This is a genomic window from Methylobacterium sp. Leaf93, assembly GCF_001422345.1.
Lineage (GTDB): Bacteria > Pseudomonadota > Alphaproteobacteria > Rhizobiales > Beijerinckiaceae > Methylobacterium > Methylobacterium bullatum.
On record NZ_LMMS01000026.1, the window covers coordinates 318,493 to 337,394 of the forward strand.

Here is an 18,902-nt window from a genome sequence, read left to right on the forward strand (position 1 = left end):
CTGTCTTGAGCCTCGTGTGCCCGAACTAATACGGCGGTGAAAGATACGGTTCCGCTTGGCCCACGCCTTTCGCCCTACGCCTTGCCGTCCAGTGTCGCCCGCAACAGGCGGAAATCGCGCCAGGCCAAGCGCTTCTGCAGGGGCTGACGCAGGAGATAGGCCGGGTGAAGGGTGGCCAGCGCCTTCACCTCCCTGTCGCCCACCCGATAGGGATAAAACCGTCCGCGCGCCTTCAGAATGCCGTCCTTCGTGCCGGTGATCGCCTGCGTCGCCGGGCTGCCGAGGCAGACGATGACGTCCGGATCGGCGAGCTCGATCTGGCGTTCGATGAACGGCTTGCAGATCGACACCTCCTGCGGGGTCGGATTGCGGTTTCCCGGCGGCCGCCACGGCACGATGTTGGTCACGTAGGCTTTCGTCCGGTCGAGGCCGATCGCCGCCATCATCCGGTCGAGAAGCTGGCCCGAGCGGCCCATGAACGGCTTGCCGACGCGGTCCTCGTCGGCGCCAGGGGCCTCGCCGATGAACATCAGTTTCGACGCCGGGTTGCCGTCGGCGAAGACGAGGTTCTTGGCGGTGAACTTCAGAGGGCATCCGTCGAAATCGGCGAGCAGCGCTTCCAGCTCTTCGAGGGTGGCGACATCCCTCGCCCTCGCCCTCGCATCGCCCGCAGCCTCGCCGGGCTTGGACGCCGCGGATTGCCCGTAAGTTCGTGCCGGCGATGTGGCGAGCGCCTCGCCGCGTGGCGGCAATTCGCGACGGGGGGGCACGGGATCCGCCTGCGGCCGCTCCCGAGGGGCGGAGATTTGTGAGGGACGATCAAGGGGGGGCAGGTCGTGCGTCGGCAAGCCGTTCCGCGCCGGTGCCGGGCGCCAGGGTGACGCCTCCTCGACTTCGGAGAAGCGGTCGTGCGGCCGTTCGTCGAGACAGAGATCGACACCGGCTTCCACGTGGAAGTCCAGTTCGGCGATCACGTCGCGCTGATGGTCGGGACCTTGGCTCATGGTTCTCGATGTGGACCCTGGCGAGCCTGTGGACAACACTTCGCCGGACACGTTACGCGGCCATTGGTACGGCGGCGAGACGGCTCAGACTATGCTGAGACCATTGGCAGGCTTGCGTTCCCAGCTTGGAATCGGTTGAGAGTGTTCGCAATCATAACATCGCGCACGCGCTGACCGGTCTCGATCGGTCCAGGCTGGGGCGGCAGGAGGAGTTCACAGGATGGCGTTGCCGGAACGCGAGGGTATGGATTTCGACGTGGTGATCGTCGGCGCGGGGCCCGCCGGCCTCGCCGCTGCGATCCGCCTCAAGCAGATAGCCGCCGATCTTGCCGTCGTGGTGGTCGAGAAGGGGTCCGAAGTCGGCGCGCACATCCTCTCCGGCGCGGTGATCGATCCGCTCGGGCTGGACCGCCTGCTTCCCGAGTGGCGCCAGGACGAAGCCCGGCCGCTCAAGACCGAGGTCGAGCGTGACGAGTTCCTGTTCCTCACCAAGAACAGCGGCATCTCGCTGCCGAACTTCGCCTTCCCGAAATTCATGTCGAACCACGGCAATTTCGTCGGCTCGCTCTCGAACGTGACGAAGTATCTCGGTGTCAAGGCCGAGGAGCTCGGCGTCGAAATCTATCCCGGTTTCCCGGCCTCGGAAGTGCTCTACGACGATGCCGGCACGGTCATCGGCGTGGCCACCGGCGATCTCGGCATCGGAAAATCCGGTGAGCCGCGCGACGATTACACCCGCGGCATGGAGTTGCGCGGAAAGTACACGATCTTCGGCGAGGGAGCGCGCGGCTCGCTCACCAAGATGCTGATCGACCGCTTCCAGCTCAACCGGGACAGCGACCACCAGAAATACGGATTGGGCGTCAAGGAGCTCTGGCAGCTGAAGCCCGAGACCTTCGAGCCCGGTCTCGTGCGCCATACCATGGGCTGGCCGCTCTCCAACAAGACCGGCGGCGGTTCCTGGCTCTATCATTTCGACGACCACCTGCTCTCGGTCGGCTTCGTCACGCACCTGAACTACGAGAACCCGACCCTGTCGCCGTTCGACGAGTTCCAGCGTTTCAAGACCCACCCGATGATCCGCGACGTGTTCGAGGGCGCCAAGCGCATCGGCTACGGCGCCCGCGCCATCATGGAGGGCGGCTGGCAATCGGTGCCGAAGCTCGTCTTCCCCGGCGGCTGCCTCGTCGGCTGCTCGGCCGGCTTCGTCAACGTGCCGCGCATCAAGGGGTCGCACAACGCCGTTCTCTCCGGCATGCAGGCGGCCGAGGCCATCGCCGCCGCCCTCGCCGCCGGCCGACAGGGCGACGAGCTGACCGATTACGAGGCCGGTTGGCGCGACAGCGACATCGGTCGCGATCTCAAGCGCGTGCGCAACGTCAAGCCGCTCTGGTCGAAATACGGCACGCTCGTGGGTGTGGGTCTGGGCGGCCTCGACATGTGGTCGCAGACGATCCTCGATGCCTCACCCTTCGGCACGCTGAAACATGGCAAGCCGGATCATGCCGCCACGAAGCCGATCTCGGAGGTGACGCCGATCGTCTATCCGAAGCCCGACGGCAAATTGACCTTCGACCGGCTCTCCTCGGTCTATCTCTCGAACACCAATCACGAGGAGGACCAGCCGCCGCATCTGAACGTCAAGGACGCGGCGCTCCAGAAGTCCTCGGAGCACGACGTCTACGGCGGCCCCTCGGCGCGGTACTGCCCGGCGGGCGTCTACGAATGGGTGCAGGAGGGCAATGGCGTCCGCTACCAGATCAACGCGCAGAACTGCGTCCACTGCAAGACCTGCGATATCAAGGATCCCAACCAGAACATCAACTGGGTGACGCCGGAGGGTCCGGGCGGGCCGAACTACCCCAACATGTGAGGACGCACCGGACCCTAAGTGCCCGCCATCCTTTCGCCTTGCGAGGATGGCGGGAAGAGTTCAGTGTCCCCGCCCGATCGGCATCGGTCCCTGACGGACGATGCGCTACAAACGCGACTGGTGCCCATGAACGGAAACGCCGCGACCCGCCGGACCCTCTCGGCTCTCGCCCTGTGCCTCGCCGCCTCAGTGGCGACGTCGGTCACGGCCCTGGCCGCCCAGCCTCGGGAATCCGCCCCGGTGACGGAATACGAGCCGGCCGAGTCGCTGGAAGGCAACTTCCTGTCCGCTTATATCGCCGGCGCCTCCAAGGACACCTCCGCCGCGGCGAGCTTCTACCGCGAGGCGGTGAAGGCCGACCCACGCAATGCCGAATTGCTCGAGCGCGCCTTCGTGTCGCTGCTCGCGGACGGCGCTCTGCCCGACGCCTTCCGCGCGGCCGAGCGCCTCACCGCCCGCGATGGGTCGAACGGCCTCGCCCAGCTGAGCCTCGGGGTCCGCCAGATCAAGGCCGGCCAGTTCGCGCAGGCCCGCCAGAACTTCGCTCGCAGCGGACGGGGTGCTGCTGCCGATCTCACCAGCACCCTCCTGACCGCCTGGGCCTATGCCGGTGCCAATGACGGCAAGCGCGCCCTCGAAGTGGTGAACAAGCTGAAGGGCGAGCGCTCCTACAACACCTTCCGCGACTTCCATGCCGGGTTGATCGCCAACCTCGTCGGCGATCAGGCGGAGGCGGAGCGCCGGCTCAAGGCTGCGTACGACGCGGACCCGAACACGCTGCGCATCGTCGATGCCTATGCCCGGTTCGAAGCGCAGGCCGGTCGGACGGACCTGGCGATCCAGGCCTACACGACCTTCGATCAACTGCTGCCGCGTCACCCCATCGTGCGTGACGCCCTCGACAAGCTCAAGGCCGGCAAGCCCCTGACCCGCCTGGTCAACACGGCACAGGAAGGCGCAGGCGAGGTGCTCTACGGGCTCGGCTCGGCCGGATCGACCCAGGGCGACGAGTTGCCCGCCGTGGTCTATCTGCGCCTCGCCCTCTATCTTGCCCCCGAACACGCCCTCGCCCGCCTCACCCTCGCCGATACGCTCGACCGGATGAAGCAGACCGAGCGTGCCAACGACGCCTATGCGCAGATGCCGGCATCTTCGCCGCTGAAGCTCAACGCCGATATCCAGATCGGCCTCAATCTGGAGCAGATGGGCAAGGGCGAGGAGGCGACACAGCTCCTCGACGCCGCTATGAAAGAGCATCCCGACAGCATCGACGTCGTGACCGCACTCGGCAACGTGCAGCGCTCGCGCAAGAAGTACGAGGAGGCGGCGGCCACCTACAGCCGGGCCATCGAACTCATCGGCAAGCAGCCGGCCTCCAATTACTGGACGACGTTCTACTTCCGCGGCACCGCCTACGAGCGGGCCAAGCAGTGGCCGAAGGCGGAAGCCGACCTCAAGAAGGCCTTGGAGCTCGTGCCGCCGAACCAGCCGGCGGCCCGGGCGCAGGTGCTCAACTACCTCGCCTATTCCTGGGTCGACCAGAACATGAATATCGACGAGGCCTTCACCATGCTGAAGCAGGCCGTCGATGCGAGCCCACGCGACGGCATGATCATCGACAGCCTCGGCTGGGCCTATTTCCGCCTCGGCCGCTACGACGACGCAGTGCGCGAGCTGGAGAAGGCGATCGAGCTCAAGCCCGGCGACCCGACCATCAACGACCATCTCGGCGATGCCTATTGGCGTTCGGGCCGGCGGCTTGAAGGCAAGTTCCAGTGGCAGCACGCCAAGGACTTGAATCCTGAGCCCGACGATCTCGTGAAGATCAACGCCAAGCTTAAGGACGGCCTGCCGGAACTCGAGAAGCCCGCCGCCACCGCCGAGAATCCTCCCGAGGTGGAGAAGGTGAATCCCGATCTGCCGAAGGGGGCTCCGGCTCCGAGCGAGCCTCCCGGCGCTGCCGACAAGAAGACCGGCGGCTGAGACCCGGCTTGACGGGCGGGGGATCGCGGGGCCAGACCGGCCGCGCATTCCCGCGGTCGACAGACCCGCCCCTCTCCGACAGAGCAAGCCGTGCCCATCCTCGTCACCCGCGCTCCGGCGAAGATCAACCTGACCCTTCACGTCCTCGGCCGTCGTGAGGGGGATGGGTATCACGAGCTCGAAAGCCTCGTGGCCTTCACCGGTTCGGGGGATACGCTGAGCCTGATGCCCGGCGGTGACCTGACCCTCGACGTTTCAGGACCCACCGCCGGTCCCGCCGGACCGCTGGACGACAACCTCGTGATCCGCGCCGCCCGAGGGCTGGCCAAGGCGATTCCCGGCCTTCGTATCGGTGGCTTCCACCTCATCAAGCGCCTGCCCGTGGCGGCAGGGATCGGCGGCGGTTCGTCGGATGCGGCCGCCGCCCTGCGGCTGCTGGCGCGCCTCAACGACCTTTCCCTCGATCACCCCGCTGTCGTCGAGGCCGCCCGCGCCACCGGGGCGGACGTTCCCGTCTGCCTCGATCCGCGCGGCCGGATGATGCGTGGTGCCGGCGAGGATGTCGGGCCGGCGCTGGGTTTCGCGCCTTTGCCGGCCGTGCTGATCAATCCCGGCGTGCCGGTCGCCACCGCGCCGGTCTTCAAGGCGCTGGGACTGACGGTGGGGCAGCGCCATGCCGGCGAGGCCCATCCAATCCTCGCGCGAGGTCTCGGCTTCGACGAGATCCTGGCGGCAATGACGCCGGCTCGCAACGATCTGGAAGCGCCGGCGCTCACGGTCGCCCCCGTCATCGCCGATACGCTCACGGCCCTGCGCGACCAACCGGGATGCCGGCTCGCCCGCATGTCCGGCTCCGGTGCTACGGTGTTCGGCTTGTTCGCCACCCGATCCGATGCGGTTCGGGCGGCTGCCGCCATCCGCGCGATGCAGCCATCCTGGTGGGTCCGAGCCGCCTTACTACGGTGACGGCCTTCCCTGCCCGGCTCGCGTGACAAGCCGGGATCGGATCAGTGAGCCCGGGCGATGCAGAAATCGACGACCTGCAGCAGCGCCGACTTCATCGGCCCGTTGGGGAACAGCGCCAGGGCATCGCGGGCGATGGCGCCGTAATGGCGCGCCCGGTCGATCGTGTCCTCCAGGGCCCGGTGTTTCCGCAGGATGGCGAGGGCCGTGTCGAGATCGGACTCTTCGACCCGACCGTCCTGGAGCGTACGACGCCAGAAGGTCCGCTCCTCCTCGCTGCCCCGCCGGAAGGCCAGGACGATCGGCAGGGTGATCTTCCCCTCGCGAAAGTCGTCGCCGACATTCTTCCCCATGGAGGCACTGGTGCCGCCGTAGTCGAGAACGTCGTCGATCAACTGGAAGGCGATCCCGAGATTCATGCCATAGGAGCGGCACGCCGCCTGCTCCGCCCTCGGGCGGTCGGCGATTACCGGGCCGACCTCGCAGGCGGCGGCGAACAATTCCGCGGTCTTGGCCCGGATCACGGCGAGATACTCGTCCTCGGAGGTCTCGGTGTTCTTGGCGGCGGTGAGCTGCATCACCTCGCCCTCGGCGATGACGGTCGCGGCGGCCGAGAGGATGTCGAGGGCGCGCAGCGAACCGACCTCCACCATCATGCGGAAGGCCTGGCCGAGGAGAAAATCACCGACGAGTACGCTCGCCTCGTTGCCCCACTTGATCCGCGCCGCGACGCGGCCGCGCCGCATGTCGCTCTCGTCAACCACGTCGTCATGCAGAAGGGTCGCCGTGTGCATGAACTCGACGCTGGCGGCGAGCTTCACCGCGCCATCTCCGGCCCCGTATCCGCAGAGATCGGCGGTGGCGAGGGTGAGGATGGGGCGCAGGCGCTTGCCCCCGGAGGCGATCAGGTGATTGGCCACCTCCGGAATCATCGCGACGTCGGACCCGGTCCGCGACAGGATGGTCGCGTTCACGCGTTCCATCCCCTTGGCGACCAGGGCCACAAGATCGTTCAGGCTCGACTCCGGATCGGAGCGGCCCTCATCGAAGGAAACGACGACACCCAAACGCGATGCCTCCCGAGCTTTTCACACCGGGCAGATTCCGGCGGCGTACCCGCCGCTCGGGCCGATCCGCTCGACCGGGCAATCTCCCGTGACCAACATCTACTCGGGCACCCCTTCGCATGCGCGCCGAGGCGCTGCAACATCCCGCGTTTCTCCCTGTATACAAAGGGCGGCGGCAGGGAGCTGCCGATGGGGCGGGTGGACGCATGATTGAGCTGATCCGGAGCAACGACATCGTCCTCATGGGCTTTGCCGAGTCGCTGCTGCAGGGGGCGGAAATCCCGGTTCTGATCGCCGACACACATATGAGCCTGCTCGAAGGCTCGATCGGCGCTTTCGCCCGCCGGCTGCTCGTGCCCGACGATCATGCGACCGATGCGCGACGTCTGCTGGCGGATGCAGGTCTGGCGCACGAACTGCGCGATGCGTGACGTGAGCGCCAAGGAGGCGCTCCCCGAGGCTGCGACCGCCGATCTGTGGCTCGGCGGTCGTCTTCGCCTGTATCAGCCGCCGCGCGGGGACCATCGTGCCGGCACCGACGCGGTGCTCCTGAGCCGAGCCGTACGGCCGCCACCGGGGGCGGTCGTCATCGATATCGGTGCGGCCACCGGGGCGGTGGGGCTGGCTGTGGCCACCTACGAGTCGGCGGCAAAGGTCGTCCTGGTGGAGCGTGACCCGGACCTCGCCGCCCTCGCAAGGAGGAACATCCAAGGGAATGGCCTCGATGGGCGGGTCGGAGTGATCGCCGCCGACATTCTCTCGGTCGAGATCCGGAGGGCGGCCGGGCTATCGTCGAACATGGCGGATCTCGTCCTCACCAATCCGCCCTTCTTCGAATTGCGGCGCCACAGGCCTTCGCCGATCCCGGGAAAGGCTTCGGCCCATACGTTTTCCGGCGGCGATCTCGAATCCTGGCTCAAAGCCTGTCTCGACCTCCTGAAGCCGGGCGGGACGCTCGGCCTCGTACATCGCGCCGATGCCTTGCCGGATTGCTTCGCCGCCCTGCAGAGGCGTTTCGGAGGGATCGTCGTGAGGCCGGTCCAGGCTCGAATCGAGCGCGCCGCGATCCGGGTATTGGTGACGGGCATCAAGGGCAGCCGAGCGCCGTTCACTCTGGCGCCCCCCCTCATCCTGCAGGAGGCCGACGGCGCGATGACGCCGGAGGCGGATGCGCTCCATCGCGGGCTGCCCTGGCCACCTTGACGATTTTCGCGGCGAGGAAGGGTTTCCTCACCGCGAACCGGAGGCGATCTCGGTTGGACCCCTCAGTAGAACCGGCGCCAGTGATGATGGCGGCGGTGCCAGTGATGGCGATGCCAGTGATGACGCCGGTGCCAATAGGGCCGGCGCCATCCATAGGCTGGACGGTGGTAGCCATAGATCGGGCGGTAGTAGCGCGGCCGCCAGTAGTGCCGGCGGTAGCCGTAATGAGGACGGTGCCAGTAATGGCGCCGATGCCAGTGATGCCGGCGGCGCCAGTGGTGCCGACGCCAATGCGCCTTCTCCACGAGTTCCGTTCCCGCGACGGCAGCGACGGGTAGCGGCGCCGCGCGTGCCTGGGAGAGAGACCCGTAGGCCCCTCCTAGCACCCCGACCAGAACGATCATCCACGTCACGATACGCATGATGGTCAGTCTCCCTGTTTCGACGGTCCGCATCTCGGTGGCCGTCGGCCTGCGGCCGAGTGCTGCGATACCGGACGAGTGAAACAGCGAAGCCTGTAAAATGGTTCGATCGTCGCCATTTCGAGATGTCTGGACCGGACGCGAGGGCCGTCCCACGCTTCCGCGCTGTTGACCTCACCGTTCAACCGAGACGAAACCGATGCCCCTGGCCCTACCGCGCTTCCTTCACCCGCTCGTCCCGGAGGCATGGCGTGGCCGCAAGCCCACCGTGGCGGTGATCCGCCTCAATGGTGTCATCGGCGCTGCGTCACCCCTGCGGTCCGGCCTCTCCATGGCGACGGTAGCGTCCAGCCTGGAAAGCGGTTTCGGAATGGCGGGAGTGTCGGCGGTGGCGCTGGTCATCAACTCGCCCGGCGGATCGCCGGCGCAATCGCACCTCATCCACCGGCGCATCCGCGCGCTCGCCGTTGAGAAGAAGCTGCCCGTCTATGCCTTCGTCGAGGATGTGGCCGCCTCAGGCGGGTACATGATCGCCTGCGCGGCTGACGAGATCGTCGCCGATCCGACATCGCTGATCGGGTCGATCGGGGTGGTCTCGGCCGGTTTCGGCTTCGACAAGCTCATCGAACGGATCGGCATTGAGCGCCGTGTCCATACCCAGGGCGAGGCCAAGGCCATGCTCGATCCGTTCCGCCCTGAGAATCCAGAGGACATCGTGCGCCTCAAGGCGATCCAGGCCGACGTGCAGGATATGTTCACCTCGCTCGTCAGCGAACGCAGACCCGCCGTGAGGGCGGGCGGCGAGAACCTTTTCACCGGTGCCGTCTGGACGGGGCGCCAAGCCTTGCCCCTGGGGTTGGTCGATTCGTTGGGAGACGTGCGAACCACACTGAGGGCCAGATTCGGAGATGATGTCGTCCTGAAGCTGATCGCCGAGAAGCAGGGCTCGTTCATCGGCCGGCTTCTGCGCCGCGCCGTGCCGGGCTCGACCATGAGTGGCCTCACCGGCAATGGTCTTGCCGCCGACGCCCTCGCCGTGATCGAGGAGCGCGCCGCCTGGGCGCGCTACGGACTGTGAGCATTCAGCGGAGCGCGACCGTGCAGGCCGAAGACGGTGCACCGTAGCCCGAATAGACCACCCGGACCTTGCGGGTGCAGGTCTCGGTCGCAGCGGGGGCCGGCACGGAGGAAACCTCGATTGCCGTCACGGGCGCCGGCATGGCGACGATGTCGGTCTTGTCGGTGGTCGCCAGCGCGTTCGAGGCTCCGACGACGAAGGGCGTAGCGGCCAAGGATGCTGCAAAGAGGGCGGCGAATACAGTGATCGACTTGCGCATGGTCCGACTTCCGCAATGCTCGCCGCTCTTTGTGAGCCGGCTGATCCCTTGATTTGTGCTAAGAACTAGCGACAAGCGGGACAGTTCCGGCGATAAACCCGATCGTGGCGAAAATGTGTGCCGCCGCGCACCCGCATTCGCGGAAGGCCTTGGCTTGACTCCGCAAGCCCGCCTCTTAAACGCTGCCGCCCTTTCCCGCTGACCGGAAGCTTCCCCATGTCGAGCGCACAAGCCCTGCCGAGCGCTGTCGATCTCGCACCCAGGACCTCGTTCCAGGGTCTGATCCTGACGCTGCAGAATTTCTGGGCGGCCCAGGGCTGCGTGATCCTCCAGCCCTACGACATGGAAGTGGGAGCGGGCACGTTCCATCCCGCCACCACCCTGCGGGCACTCGGCCCCAAGCCCTGGAAGGCGGCTTATGTCCAGCCCTCGCGACGCCCGAAGGACGGCCGCTACGGCGAGAACCCCAATCGGCTGCAGCACTACTACCAGTTCCAGGTCATCCTGAAGCCGAACCCGCCGAACCTGCAGGAACTCTACCTCGCTTCCCTCGACGCCATTGGCGTCGATCTCAAGCTCCACGACATCCGCTTCGTCGAGGACGATTGGGAGAGCCCGACATTGGGCGCGTGGGGCCTCGGCTGGGAATGCTGGTGCGACGGCATGGAGGTGAGCCAGTTCACCTATTTCCAGCAGGTCGCCGGGATCGAGTGCGCGCCCGTCGCCGGTGAACTCACCTACGGTCTCGAGCGCCTCGCCATGTACGTCCAGGGTGTGGAGAACGTCTACGATCTGAACTTCAACGGCGGTACGGGCGACGACAAGGTCACCTACGGCGATGTCTTCCTCCAGGCCGAGCAGGAATATTCGCGCCACAATTTCGAGGCGGCGGACACCGCGATGCTGTTCCGCCAGTTCACCGACGCGGAGAAGGCCTGCCGCACCTATCTCGATGCCGGCGCGCCGGAGGATGACGCGGGGCGGCACAGGATGGCGCAGCCGGCCTACGACCAGTGCATCAAGGCGAGCCACGTCTTCAATTTGCTCGATGCCCGCGGCGTCATCTCGGTGACCGAGCGCCAGAGCTACATCCTGCGGGTGCGGGAATTGGCCAAGGCCTGCGGCGCAGCGTGGCTGAAGACGGCGGGTGGCGGCGTGGCGTGAAAGGATAGGCAATCTACTTTCATCGGTCACTGCTTATAAAATGATCGCTGACTTTTGTATCCTCACATGAAAATCGATGGCTGCCACAGTCGCGCCAACGACATCCTGACTATCATTTCGGACGCGACCTGACCCCATGCCTGATCTCCTCCTCGAACTGCGCTCCGAAGAGATTCCCGCCCGCATGCAGCGGCGCGCCGCTGAGGACCTGCGGAAGCTCGTTACCGACGCCCTGGTGGAGCGCGGCTTTCTCTACGAGGGCGCCAAGGCCTTCTCCACCCCGCGTCGCTTGGCCCTGCACGTGGCCGGGCTGCCGCCGCGCGGGAAAGACGTGCGCGAGGAGCGCAAGGGGCCTCGCGTCGGCGCGCCGGACGGAGCGATCCAGGGATTTTTGAAGAGCGCGGGCCTGACGAGCCTCGATCAGGCGACCACCGTCACCGACCCGAAGAAGGGCGAGTTTTACGTGGCCGTGATCGAGCGTCCCGGCCGGGACACGATCGACGTGCTGGCCGAGATCCTGCCGGCGATCATCAAGAGCTTCCCCTGGCCGAAATCCATGCGCTGGGGGGCGGCCTCGGCCCAGCCGGGCTCCTTACGCTGGGTGCGCCCTCTGCAATCCATCGTGGCGACCTTCGGCCCCGAGACCGAGACACCCGAGATCGTGCCTTTCTCCGTCGACGGGATCGCGGCCGGCACCACCACCTACGGACACCGCTTCCTGGCCCCGGACGCCATCGAAGTGCGGCGGTTCGACGATTACATCCAGGCTCTCGAGCGCGCCAAAGTGGTGCTCGATCCGGAGCGGCGCAAGGACATCATCCTGCACGATGCCCGCGACCTCGCTTTCGCGCGCGGCCTCGAACTCGTGGAGGACGAGGGACTGCTCGACGAGGTCGCCGGCCTCGTGGAATGGCCGGTGGTCCTCCTCGGGACCTTCGATCCGAGCTTCCTCGACATCCCGGCCGAGGCGATCCGCGCGACCATCCGGGCCAACCAGAAGTGCTTCGTGCTGCGCGAGTCCGGCTCCGACACGCTGGCTCCCGCCTTCATCCTGGTCTCGAACCTCGTCGCCAGCGACGGCGGCATCGCGATCACGGGCGGCAACGAGCGCGTGGTCCGCGCCCGCCTCTCGGACGCGAAGTTCTTCTGGGAGACCGACAAGGCGATCAGGCTCGAAGACCGGCTGGCGAAACTCGACAGCATCGTCTTCCACGAGAAGCTCGGGACACAGGGCGAGCGGGTGACACGCATTGCGTCGCTGGCGCGTGGCATCGCACCCCTCATCGGCGCCGACGTCCAACTCGCCAGTCGCGGCGCTCAGCTCGCGAAAGCCGATCTCGTCACCGAGATGGTCGGCGAGTTTCCGGAGCTTCAGGGCCTCATGGGCCGTAAATATGCGGCCCTCCAAGGCGAGCATCCTAGTGTCTGTGCGGCGGTGGAAGAGCATTACAAGCCCGTTGGTCCATCCGACCGAGTGCCGACCGATCCTGTCTCGATCGCCGTGGCCTTGGCCGACAAGTTCGATACTCTCGCCGGCTTCTGGTCGATCGATGAGAAGCCCACCGGCAGCAAGGACCCCTACGCCCTCCGCAGGGCGGCCCTCGGTGTGGTCCGGCTGATCCTGGAGAACGGATTGCGTCTGAAGCTCCGAGAGGATGTGCTGGAGGACGCCTTCTACGTTCAGAAGAACCGGCACGTCGTCGTCATATCTCTTTCCGGGGACGACGAGCGCGATATGGCCGCGCTGGACAACCACGGAAACCTCGAAGATCCCCTTCCGGGCGATCTCCTCGCCTTCTTCGCAGATCGTCTCAAGGTCTATCTCCGCGACCAGGGCGCCCGCCACGACCTGATCGACGCCGTCTTCGCCCTGCCCGGACAGGACGACCTCCTCATGGTCGTCCGCCGCGTCGAGGCGCTTGGCCAGTTCCTCGAGACGGACGACGGCAAGAACCTGCTCGCCGGCTACAAGCGCGCGGCCAACATCCTCCGCATTGAGGAGAAGAAGGACAGGCGCTCCTACGAGGCCGAGCCGGATCGCGCCGCCATCGCCGCCTCCGGCGAGCCGGAGGAGCAGGCCCTGTCCGAGGCGCTTGTGGCCGCGCGTGACTCCGCCTCCGCGGCCGTGGCGGCGGAGGATTTTTCGGGAGCCATGCGGGCGCTCTCGATCCTGCGCGCGCCGGTGGATGCCTTCTTCGAGAAGGTCATCGTCAACGCGGACGATCCGGCCTTGCGCGAGAACCGCCTCGCTTTGCTCAACGCCTTGCGGGCGGCGACCCGGGAAGTCGCAGACTTCTCGAAGATCGAAGGATAGTGTCCGACCCTACCTGCAATGGGAGAATATGGCAGGTTGGGGTGGGAAATGGGAACGGTCTAGCTCGCATCGCCGTTGGGCGCATGGTTTTGAAGGAGATTGCCATGCGTCATTCCATGCTTGCCACTGCTGCCCTGCTGACGCTCCTCGGAGTTTCGGCGGTTCAGGCCCAGACCACGATCATCGAGCGCGAGGTGCCTGAGCGCGTTATTGTCGAGCGGCCGGAATCGGAGTCCCGTACCGTGGAGACGCGCGAGACCCGTGACGGCTGCCGCGTGAAGTCGGTGACCCGCGAGAACGAAGTCGGTGACCGCAAGACCGTTACCCGCGAGAACTGCGACTAATACCAAGTCTTCCTGACCCTGACCCATAGTTCAGGGTCAGTGAGGTACGGCGGACGACTGCCGCCGCGGAGTCGCGCGGGCAGACCTCGATCAGTCAGACTCGTCGAGGTCTGGTATAAACTCTTCCCGCTCCCTCCCCGATACCGGAGAGGGGCAACGGCCTACAGGGCCTTCTCGTAGCGCCAAGCTTCCATGCCATCCTCGTAATACTCTTCGAGGATAGCGAAGCGCGCGTAGCCGTGACGCTCGTAGAGTCGGATACCGGCGCCGTTATCGGCTCTCACTTCGAGGCGCAGTTTCGTGCATCCATGCGCTCGCGCGTCGTCTTCCGCGGCATCGAGCATGATGCCACCAAGGCCCTGACCAGCGCGTCCGGGAGACACCGCGATGGAGGAAAGCCGGCAGCTGCGGCTTCCCTTGCGGCGCTCCAGCGTGGCCGCCGCCACCAGAATGGATTTGTCATCGGCGTCCAGCGCCACCAGCAGCGACATCGACGCGGAGCCGATGGCATGGCGGATCGCCCGCCGTTCCGCCCGGTCTCCCGAAAACGCCGCGTGTTCCAGGGCGACCAGGGCGTCGAGATCGCCCAACGTCGCCGGGCGGATGGTGACAGGAGCAACCGTCTGCCGTTTATGGGCTTGGACGCTCACGCTGCGGTCCAGGGATAGACCCAGGTTTCCGACAACGCTCGACCGCCGGCGCGCAGGAAGGCGCGGAGATCGGTGGATTGATCTGCGACGTCGAGGGTGATGTCGATCGCCGCCCGCAACCCGCCAATATGAGGATTCGGGGTGATCGAAGTGGCGGTGATCCGTCCCCGCGAGGCATCGGCCACCACCTCCACCTTGCTCGGGTCGGGGAGATAATAAGGCAGTTCGCCTCCGGCGAAATCGATGAGGAAGCGGCGGCTCAGCGTCCCTTTCGCCTCCTCCCCCTTGGCGGCACCGCTGGCGCTGGTGGCGGCCAGGAAGGTATTCGCCACATACCCGCCCGTATGCAGCCTGCTGTTCGAACTCCTGGCGCGCACGCGGTACGACATGCGGACCGGTTCGCCGGCCGGATAAGGCTGCTTCGGACGCCAATAGGCGACGATGTTATCGTTCACCTCGGTGTCGGTCGGGAGTTCCATCAGGGTCACGGCGCCCTCGCCCCAGCCGCCTTCGGGTTCGACGAAGTAGCTCGGCCTCCGTCCATAGGATGCTTCGAGATCCTGATAAGACTCGAAGGCGCGGTCCCGTTGCATCAGTCCGAACCCCTTCGGATCGCGATCGACGAAGGACGAGATGCGTCGCGCCTTCGGATTGTCCAGTGGGCGCCAGAGCCATTCGCCCGATCCGGCCGCGATCTGAAGACCATCGGAATCGTGGAGCTCGGGCCGGTAATCGTCGGAGTGGTGCCGGTCGTTCTCGCCGATGAAGAACATCGAGGTCAGCGGCGCGACGCCCACCGATGGGAGCGCGACCCTTGGGATCAGCGTCGAGCGAACGGCGACGCTGGTCTCGTCGCCGGGCTTGACGGTGAAGGCGAAGGCCCCGGTCACCGAGGGGCTATCGAGGAGGGCATGGACCAGCAGGGCGTCGGCGTTGGTCTCCGGCATCGTCACCCAGAATTCGCGGAAGACCGGGAATTCCTCCGGGGCGCCCTCCCCCTCCACATTGAGGGCGAGGCCCCGCGCCGAGAGGCCGTAGAGCTGATCGCGCCCGAGGAAGCGGTAATAGCTGGCGCCGAGAAACACGATGAGTTCGTCGAGCAGGTTCGGCTTGTTGAGGTAGCTGTGGAAGCGGAGGCCGGCAAAGCCGAGATCGACGGGCAGAGGCTTGTCGAGCTTCGTCCGACCCATGTCGAACAGGCTCGACTGATAGGCGATAGGAGTCGCGATTCCACGCCGCACGAGGTTCACGGTGACGGGGCGCGTGTATAGAAAGCCGACATGGAAAAGCTGCAGCCGGAATGGGCTGTTCTCTCCCCCGAGAAAGGCCTTGTCGGGCTTGAAACGGATGTCACGCCAGGCGTCGTAATCGAGCTTTGCGATGGGAGCCGGAAGGGGCGGTACGCGGGCATCGTAGGCGACCTTGGCGAGTTCCTCGGCCCGCCGTTCCACCTCCTCGAAATCGAAGGGTTTGGGTGCGCGTCCCTCCTGCGCCGTCGACGCGGTGCCGGCGACGGACAGGGCGGCGATCCCGGTGAGAAGCGCGCGGCGGGTGGGCTCGGTCATGATCCTGCGGCTCTGGTCGGTGGTGAGAGACGATCGGGCTTCCCCGCACGGTCCCATCCAGCCGCCTCATCCTGAGGTGCCCGTCTCGGCGGGCCTCGAAGGAACCCTCCAGAGGCCGCCATGCGTGCTGGAGCCCTCCTTCGAGGCCTGCGCAGCACTCCGGGACCTCAGGATGAGGTAGTGGATTGGAATGGTTCGATCAGCATGAAAACCGCTTGCTCAATGACCCGTTCGCGGCGCCTTGAAAAGAGCTCGCGCGATGGAGTGAGCCTTCGCGGCCACAATGCCGGGGAACGGCGGTGTTTTTGCGGGCTCGGGACCGTTTTTCCTTGTTGCGGAGTCGCATGAGACGTATATGCGCCTTGCCCAATTTCGCACGTGCCTGTGGCCGCGTGTCGGTTGGTGGGCATCCGGCCAACTGCCGGACAGCCGCCAGGGGTCTTAAAGGATCGATGGTCGACAGGGTGGATTCCCTCCGGCCGGCATCCAGGTGGCAACACCGGACCCCGACAACAACCGGCAGCCGGAGGCGAAACCGGCGAACCCCGCTCTCCACGGGGGACGCAGCTTAAAGCAACGACGAACGGGCTTTTTTGGTCTCGTCGGCCCTCCAAAGGCCGGCACCGAAGAGGCTTGTTTCTCTTTGCCCGGCGTGCGGTGGGGATCCCCCTTCCAATCCACGGCAGCTTCCGGGTGCTGATGCGCCCGCGGTCGACGACGTGTCTCCAAAGCACGCCGCCCATCGCGTTGCATCGCCCCCCGACGCCGGACGGCTGATCGCCGTCCCGATTTCGACAGCGCGCCCCACGAACGGGCGCTCGCGAACCTGTGGGTTGGAACGACCATGACCGATCGTATCCGCGATTTTCTGCGCGCTCGCCGTGACATGGGCCAGGACGAAGGCCCGGTGATGGTGCTCGACCTTGATGTCGTGCGCGACAACTTCACGGCCTTCGCCCGCGCGCTGCCCGATACCCGCGTCTTCTACGCGGTGAAGGCGAACCCGGCTCCGGAAGTGCTGCGTCTGCTCGCCGAGATGGGCTCCTGCTTCGACACGGCCTCCGTGGTCGAGGTGGAGATGGCGCTTGCCTCCGGCGCCACGGCCGACCGGATTTCCTTCGGCAACACCATCAAGAAGGAGCGCTGCATCGGTCGCGCGCTCAAACTCGGCGTGCGCCTGTTCGCCGTCGATTGCGAGGCCGAGGTCGAGAAGATTTCCCGCGCCGCCGATGCGGTCGGTATCGAAGCCGGCGAGGTCCAGGTGTTCTGCCGCATCCTCTGCGACGGTGCAGGCGCCGAATGGCCCCTGTCGCGTAAGTTCGGCTGCGTGCCGGAGATGGCCGTCGACGTGCTCGAGCATGCCTGCCGCCAGGGCCTGCACGCCTATGGCGTGTCGTTCCATGTAGGCTCGCAGCAGGGCAACATCGAAGCCTGGGACGGGGCGCTCGCCTCCGCCTCCACGATCTTCCGCGAATGCGCCGATCGCGGCATCGCCTTGTCCATGGTCAATCTCGGCGGCGGCTTTCCCACCAAGTATCTCAAGGCCGTGCCGGGGGTCGAATCCTACGGAGACGCGATCTTCCGCGCGCTCACCAAGCATTTCGGCAACCAGCTGCCCGAAACCATCATCGAGCCCGGTCGCGGCATGGTCGGCAATGCCGGCATGATCGAGGCCGAGGTGATCCTGGTCTCGAAGAAGTCCGATGCCGAGGACGAGATCCGCTGGGTCTATCTCGACATCGGCAAGTTCGGCGGGCTCGCCGAGACCATGGACGAGTCGATCCGCTACGCGATCCGCACCGAGCACGACGAGGATCGCATGTCTCCCTGCGTGCTCGCCGGGCCGACCTGCGATTCCGCGGATGTGCTCTACGAGAAGGTGCCCTACCCGCTCCCCGTCTCGCTTTCCATCGGCGACAAGGTGCTGATCGAAGGAGCCGGGGCCTACACCACCACCTATGCGGCGGTGGCGTTCAATGGGTTCCCGCCCCTTCAGCAATACGTCATCTGACCGCGATATCATCGTCGGCCGAACGGCTCCATGGTCGTTCGGTAGCGGACGCGGACGGTTCCGTCGCCCATCTCCGGCGCAGAACCGCCCGCCGTCACGTCAGTTGGGTTACCCGGCAGGATCTGGGAAAGGGCATGGCCTTGATCGAAATTCGCGACGAACGGCCGACCGATCTATCGGCTCGGGAGCAGCTGCTCGATACCTGTTTCGGCCCGGCGCGATTCCTCAAGACGTCCGAGCGTCTGCGCGAAGGACGCATGCCTGCCAACGGTCTGGCACTGACCGCGGAACTGAGCGGCCGTGTCGTCGGCACCGTTCGTTTGTGGCACGTGGAGGCAGGGCTTGGGCGGCCTGCCCTGCTGTTGGGGCCGCTCGCCGTCGATCCCTCGCTTCGGGGCCACGGCCTCGGCAGCGCCCTGATGTGGGCCTCCATCGGCAGGGCGCGCGCCCTCGGTCACAGCGCCATCGTCCTCATGGGCGATGCGCCGTATTACGCCCGTTTTGGTTTTACCGGTGATCTGATGACCGGGCTGTCCATGCCCGGCCCGTTCGAACGGGCACGGTTCCTCGGTCTCAATCTCCGCAAGGGCGCACTCGACGGGGCGAGCGGCATTCTCTCCGCCTCAGGCACCCTCGAAGAGGCTGCCTGTCCGGAGGGATTGGATGCACGACGACAGGCGGCGTGAGCGCTAGATGGCGGTGGTGGTCGTCGCCTGGTCGCAACGGCGGCGGAAGGCTGCATCGTGCTGGCGGCGCACGGCGCGGATCAGGGCCGCAGCGAGGGTGATGACGCCGGGATCGCGATCGATCGGCTCTTCGGCCGGCGCGGGGGTGTTTGCGATAAACAAGGATAACATCGGAACTCCGTCATTTGGCGTTCTGGCGTTTTCCGTCCCTTCAGGTGTGTCTATGCCGTGTTTGTTGCATCGCAATATCGGTGCGGCGCCGACCATTCGCAACGGCATCCAACGGGACGGCGACCCGCGTCTGAATCATGTGCCG

At 66.2% G+C, this 18,902-nt stretch carries 18 protein-coding genes; 11 read left to right on the forward strand and 7 right to left on the reverse strand.

What is annotated here, in order from left to right; all coding sequences use genetic code 11:
- Nucleotides 1-74: 74 nt before the first annotated feature.
- Complete coding sequence (locus ASF26_RS15245) at nt 75-1,004, reverse strand: uracil-DNA glycosylase (RefSeq protein ID WP_056255566.1); 930 nt, start codon at nt 1,002-1,004, stop codon at nt 75-77.
- A 220-nt stretch (nt 1,005-1,224) separates the two neighbouring features.
- On the opposite strand from ASF26_RS15245, the gene ASF26_RS15250 reads away from it, so the two are divergent.
- The 3 genes from ASF26_RS15250 to ASF26_RS15260 all read left to right on the forward strand — a co-directional run bounded on the left by ASF26_RS15250 (nt 1,225) and on the right by ASF26_RS15260 (nt 5,826).
- Nucleotides 1,225-2,877 carry an electron transfer flavoprotein-ubiquinone oxidoreductase gene (locus tag ASF26_RS15250; RefSeq protein WP_056255567.1) on the forward strand — a complete coding sequence of 551 codons (1,653 nt, stop codon included), beginning with the start codon at nt 1,225-1,227 and terminating at the stop codon, nt 2,875-2,877.
- A gap of 126 nt (nt 2,878-3,003) precedes the next feature.
- Nucleotides 3,004-4,860, forward strand: a complete 1,857-nt coding sequence (locus ASF26_RS15255; RefSeq protein WP_056255568.1) for a tetratricopeptide repeat protein — start codon at nt 3,004-3,006, stop codon at nt 4,858-4,860.
- Between the two features lie 90 nt (nt 4,861-4,950).
- Nucleotides 4,951-5,826, forward strand: coding sequence for a 4-(cytidine 5'-diphospho)-2-C-methyl-D-erythritol kinase (locus tag ASF26_RS15260; RefSeq protein WP_056255569.1), 876 nt, complete (start codon nt 4,951-4,953; stop codon nt 5,824-5,826).
- A 41-nt stretch (nt 5,827-5,867) separates the two neighbouring features.
- On the opposite strand, the gene ASF26_RS15265 is transcribed toward ASF26_RS15260, so the two are convergent.
- The gene (locus tag ASF26_RS15265) at nt 5,868-6,890 is read right to left on the reverse strand and encodes a polyprenyl synthetase family protein (RefSeq protein WP_018042382.1); all 1,023 of its coding nucleotides are present in this window, start codon (nt 6,888-6,890) and stop codon (nt 5,868-5,870) included.
- A 206-nt stretch (nt 6,891-7,096) separates the two neighbouring features.
- On the opposite strand from ASF26_RS15265, the gene ASF26_RS15270 reads away from it, so the two are divergent.
- Together ASF26_RS15270 and ASF26_RS15275 are read left to right on the forward strand one after the other, a co-directional pair.
- On the forward strand, nt 7,097-7,321 hold the full coding sequence (locus ASF26_RS15270; RefSeq protein ID WP_056255572.1) for a DUF2007 domain-containing protein: 225 nt from the start codon (nt 7,097-7,099) through the stop codon (nt 7,319-7,321).
- On the forward strand, nt 7,314-8,093 hold the full coding sequence (locus tag ASF26_RS15275; protein ID WP_056255575.1) for a methyltransferase: 780 nt from the start codon (nt 7,314-7,316) through the stop codon (nt 8,091-8,093). The genes ASF26_RS15270 and ASF26_RS15275 overlap by 8 nt, the downstream gene beginning before the upstream one ends.
- Before the next feature lie 62 nt (nt 8,094-8,155).
- Here the strand turns inward: ASF26_RS15275 and ASF26_RS22165 are convergent, their stop codons facing one another.
- On the reverse strand, nt 8,156-8,515 hold the full coding sequence (locus ASF26_RS22165) for a hypothetical protein (protein ID WP_082477652.1): 360 nt from the start codon (nt 8,513-8,515) through the stop codon (nt 8,156-8,158).
- 199 nt (nt 8,516-8,714) lie between these two features.
- On the opposite strand from ASF26_RS22165, the gene ASF26_RS15280 reads away from it, so the two are divergent.
- Nucleotides 8,715-9,593, forward strand: a complete 879-nt coding sequence (locus ASF26_RS15280; RefSeq protein ID WP_056255577.1) for a S49 family peptidase — start codon at nt 8,715-8,717, stop codon at nt 9,591-9,593.
- 4 nt (nt 9,594-9,597) lie between these two features.
- On the opposite strand, the gene ASF26_RS15285 is transcribed toward ASF26_RS15280, so the two are convergent.
- Nucleotides 9,598-9,852, reverse strand: a complete 255-nt coding sequence (locus tag ASF26_RS15285; RefSeq protein WP_056255579.1) for a hypothetical protein — start codon at nt 9,850-9,852, stop codon at nt 9,598-9,600.
- Nucleotides 9,853-10,068: 216 nt separating this feature from the next.
- On the opposite strand from ASF26_RS15285, the gene ASF26_RS15290 reads away from it, so the two are divergent.
- From ASF26_RS15290 to ASF26_RS15300, 3 genes are all read left to right on the forward strand, one after another.
- The gene (locus tag ASF26_RS15290) at nt 10,069-11,016 is read left to right on the forward strand and encodes a glycine--tRNA ligase subunit alpha (protein ID WP_018042376.1); all 948 of its coding nucleotides are present in this window, start codon (nt 10,069-10,071) and stop codon (nt 11,014-11,016) included.
- A gap of 136 nt (nt 11,017-11,152) precedes the next feature.
- Nucleotides 11,153-13,330 (forward strand): glycine--tRNA ligase subunit beta, encoded by a 2,178-nt coding sequence (glyS, locus tag ASF26_RS15295; RefSeq protein ID WP_056255582.1) that lies wholly within the window; start codon nt 11,153-11,155, stop codon nt 13,328-13,330.
- A gap of 104 nt (nt 13,331-13,434) precedes the next feature.
- Nucleotides 13,435-13,674 (forward strand): hypothetical protein, encoded by a 240-nt coding sequence (locus ASF26_RS15300; RefSeq protein ID WP_056255832.1) that lies wholly within the window; start codon nt 13,435-13,437, stop codon nt 13,672-13,674.
- 161 nt (nt 13,675-13,835) lie between these two features.
- Here ASF26_RS15300 and ASF26_RS15305 read toward each other — a convergent pair whose 3' ends face one another.
- Together ASF26_RS15305 and ASF26_RS15310 are read right to left on the reverse strand one after the other, a co-directional pair.
- Nucleotides 13,836-14,324, reverse strand: a complete 489-nt coding sequence (locus ASF26_RS15305; RefSeq protein WP_056255585.1) for an N-acetyltransferase — start codon at nt 14,322-14,324, stop codon at nt 13,836-13,838.
- A complete protein-coding gene (locus ASF26_RS15310) occupies nt 14,321-15,889 on the reverse strand; it encodes a glucan biosynthesis protein G (RefSeq protein ID WP_082477653.1) in 1,569 nt (522 codons plus the stop codon). Before ASF26_RS15310 ends, ASF26_RS15305 begins: the two co-directional genes overlap by 4 nt.
- Nucleotides 15,890-16,733: 844 nt before the next feature.
- Between ASF26_RS15310 and ASF26_RS15315 the strand changes: the two genes are divergently transcribed.
- Nucleotides 16,734-17,900 carry a type III PLP-dependent enzyme gene (locus ASF26_RS15315; protein WP_018042371.1) on the forward strand — a complete coding sequence of 389 codons (1,167 nt, stop codon included), beginning with the start codon at nt 16,734-16,736 and terminating at the stop codon, nt 17,898-17,900.
- 140 nt (nt 17,901-18,040) lie between these two features.
- On the forward strand, nt 18,041-18,586 hold the full coding sequence (locus ASF26_RS15320) for an N-acetyltransferase (protein ID WP_056255835.1): 546 nt from the start codon (nt 18,041-18,043) through the stop codon (nt 18,584-18,586).
- Between the two features lie 3 nt (nt 18,587-18,589).
- Here ASF26_RS15320 and ASF26_RS23165 read toward each other — a convergent pair whose 3' ends face one another.
- Nucleotides 18,590-18,748 (reverse strand): hypothetical protein, encoded by a 159-nt coding sequence (locus ASF26_RS23165; protein ID WP_162238958.1) that lies wholly within the window; start codon nt 18,746-18,748, stop codon nt 18,590-18,592.
- Between the last annotated feature and the right edge of the window lie 154 nt (nt 18,749-18,902).

Bases quoted from the DNA above. Each gene is read 5' to 3' on its own strand.
- ASF26_RS15245 (WP_056255566.1), bottom strand. From the start codon at position 1,004: ATGAGCCAAGGTCCCGACCATCAGCGCGACGTGATCGCCGAACTGGAC.
- ASF26_RS15250 (WP_056255567.1), top strand. From the start codon at position 1,225: ATGGCGTTGCCGGAACGCGAGGGTATGGATTTCGACGTGGTGATCGTC.
- ASF26_RS15255 (WP_056255568.1), top strand. From the start codon at position 3,004: ATGAACGGAAACGCCGCGACCCGCCGGACCCTCTCGGCTCTCGCCCTG.
- ASF26_RS15270 (WP_056255572.1), top strand. From the start codon at position 7,097: ATGATTGAGCTGATCCGGAGCAACGACATCGTCCTCATGGGCTTTGCC.
- ASF26_RS15275 (WP_056255575.1), top strand. From the start codon at position 7,314: ATGCGTGACGTGAGCGCCAAGGAGGCGCTCCCCGAGGCTGCGACCGCC.
- ASF26_RS22165 (WP_082477652.1), bottom strand. From the start codon at position 8,515: ATGCGTATCGTGACGTGGATGATCGTTCTGGTCGGGGTGCTAGGAGGG.
- ASF26_RS15280 (WP_056255577.1), top strand. From the start codon at position 8,715: ATGCCCCTGGCCCTACCGCGCTTCCTTCACCCGCTCGTCCCGGAGGCA.
- ASF26_RS15285 (WP_056255579.1), bottom strand. From the start codon at position 9,852: ATGCGCAAGTCGATCACTGTATTCGCCGCCCTCTTTGCAGCATCCTTG.
- ASF26_RS15290 (WP_018042376.1), top strand. From the start codon at position 10,069: ATGTCGAGCGCACAAGCCCTGCCGAGCGCTGTCGATCTCGCACCCAGG.
- glyS (WP_056255582.1), top strand. From the start codon at position 11,153: ATGCCTGATCTCCTCCTCGAACTGCGCTCCGAAGAGATTCCCGCCCGC.
- ASF26_RS15300 (WP_056255832.1), top strand. From the start codon at position 13,435: ATGCGTCATTCCATGCTTGCCACTGCTGCCCTGCTGACGCTCCTCGGA.
- ASF26_RS15310 (WP_082477653.1), bottom strand. From the start codon at position 15,889: ATGACCGAGCCCACCCGCCGCGCGCTTCTCACCGGGATCGCCGCCCTG.
- ASF26_RS15315 (WP_018042371.1), top strand. From the start codon at position 16,734: ATGACCGATCGTATCCGCGATTTTCTGCGCGCTCGCCGTGACATGGGC.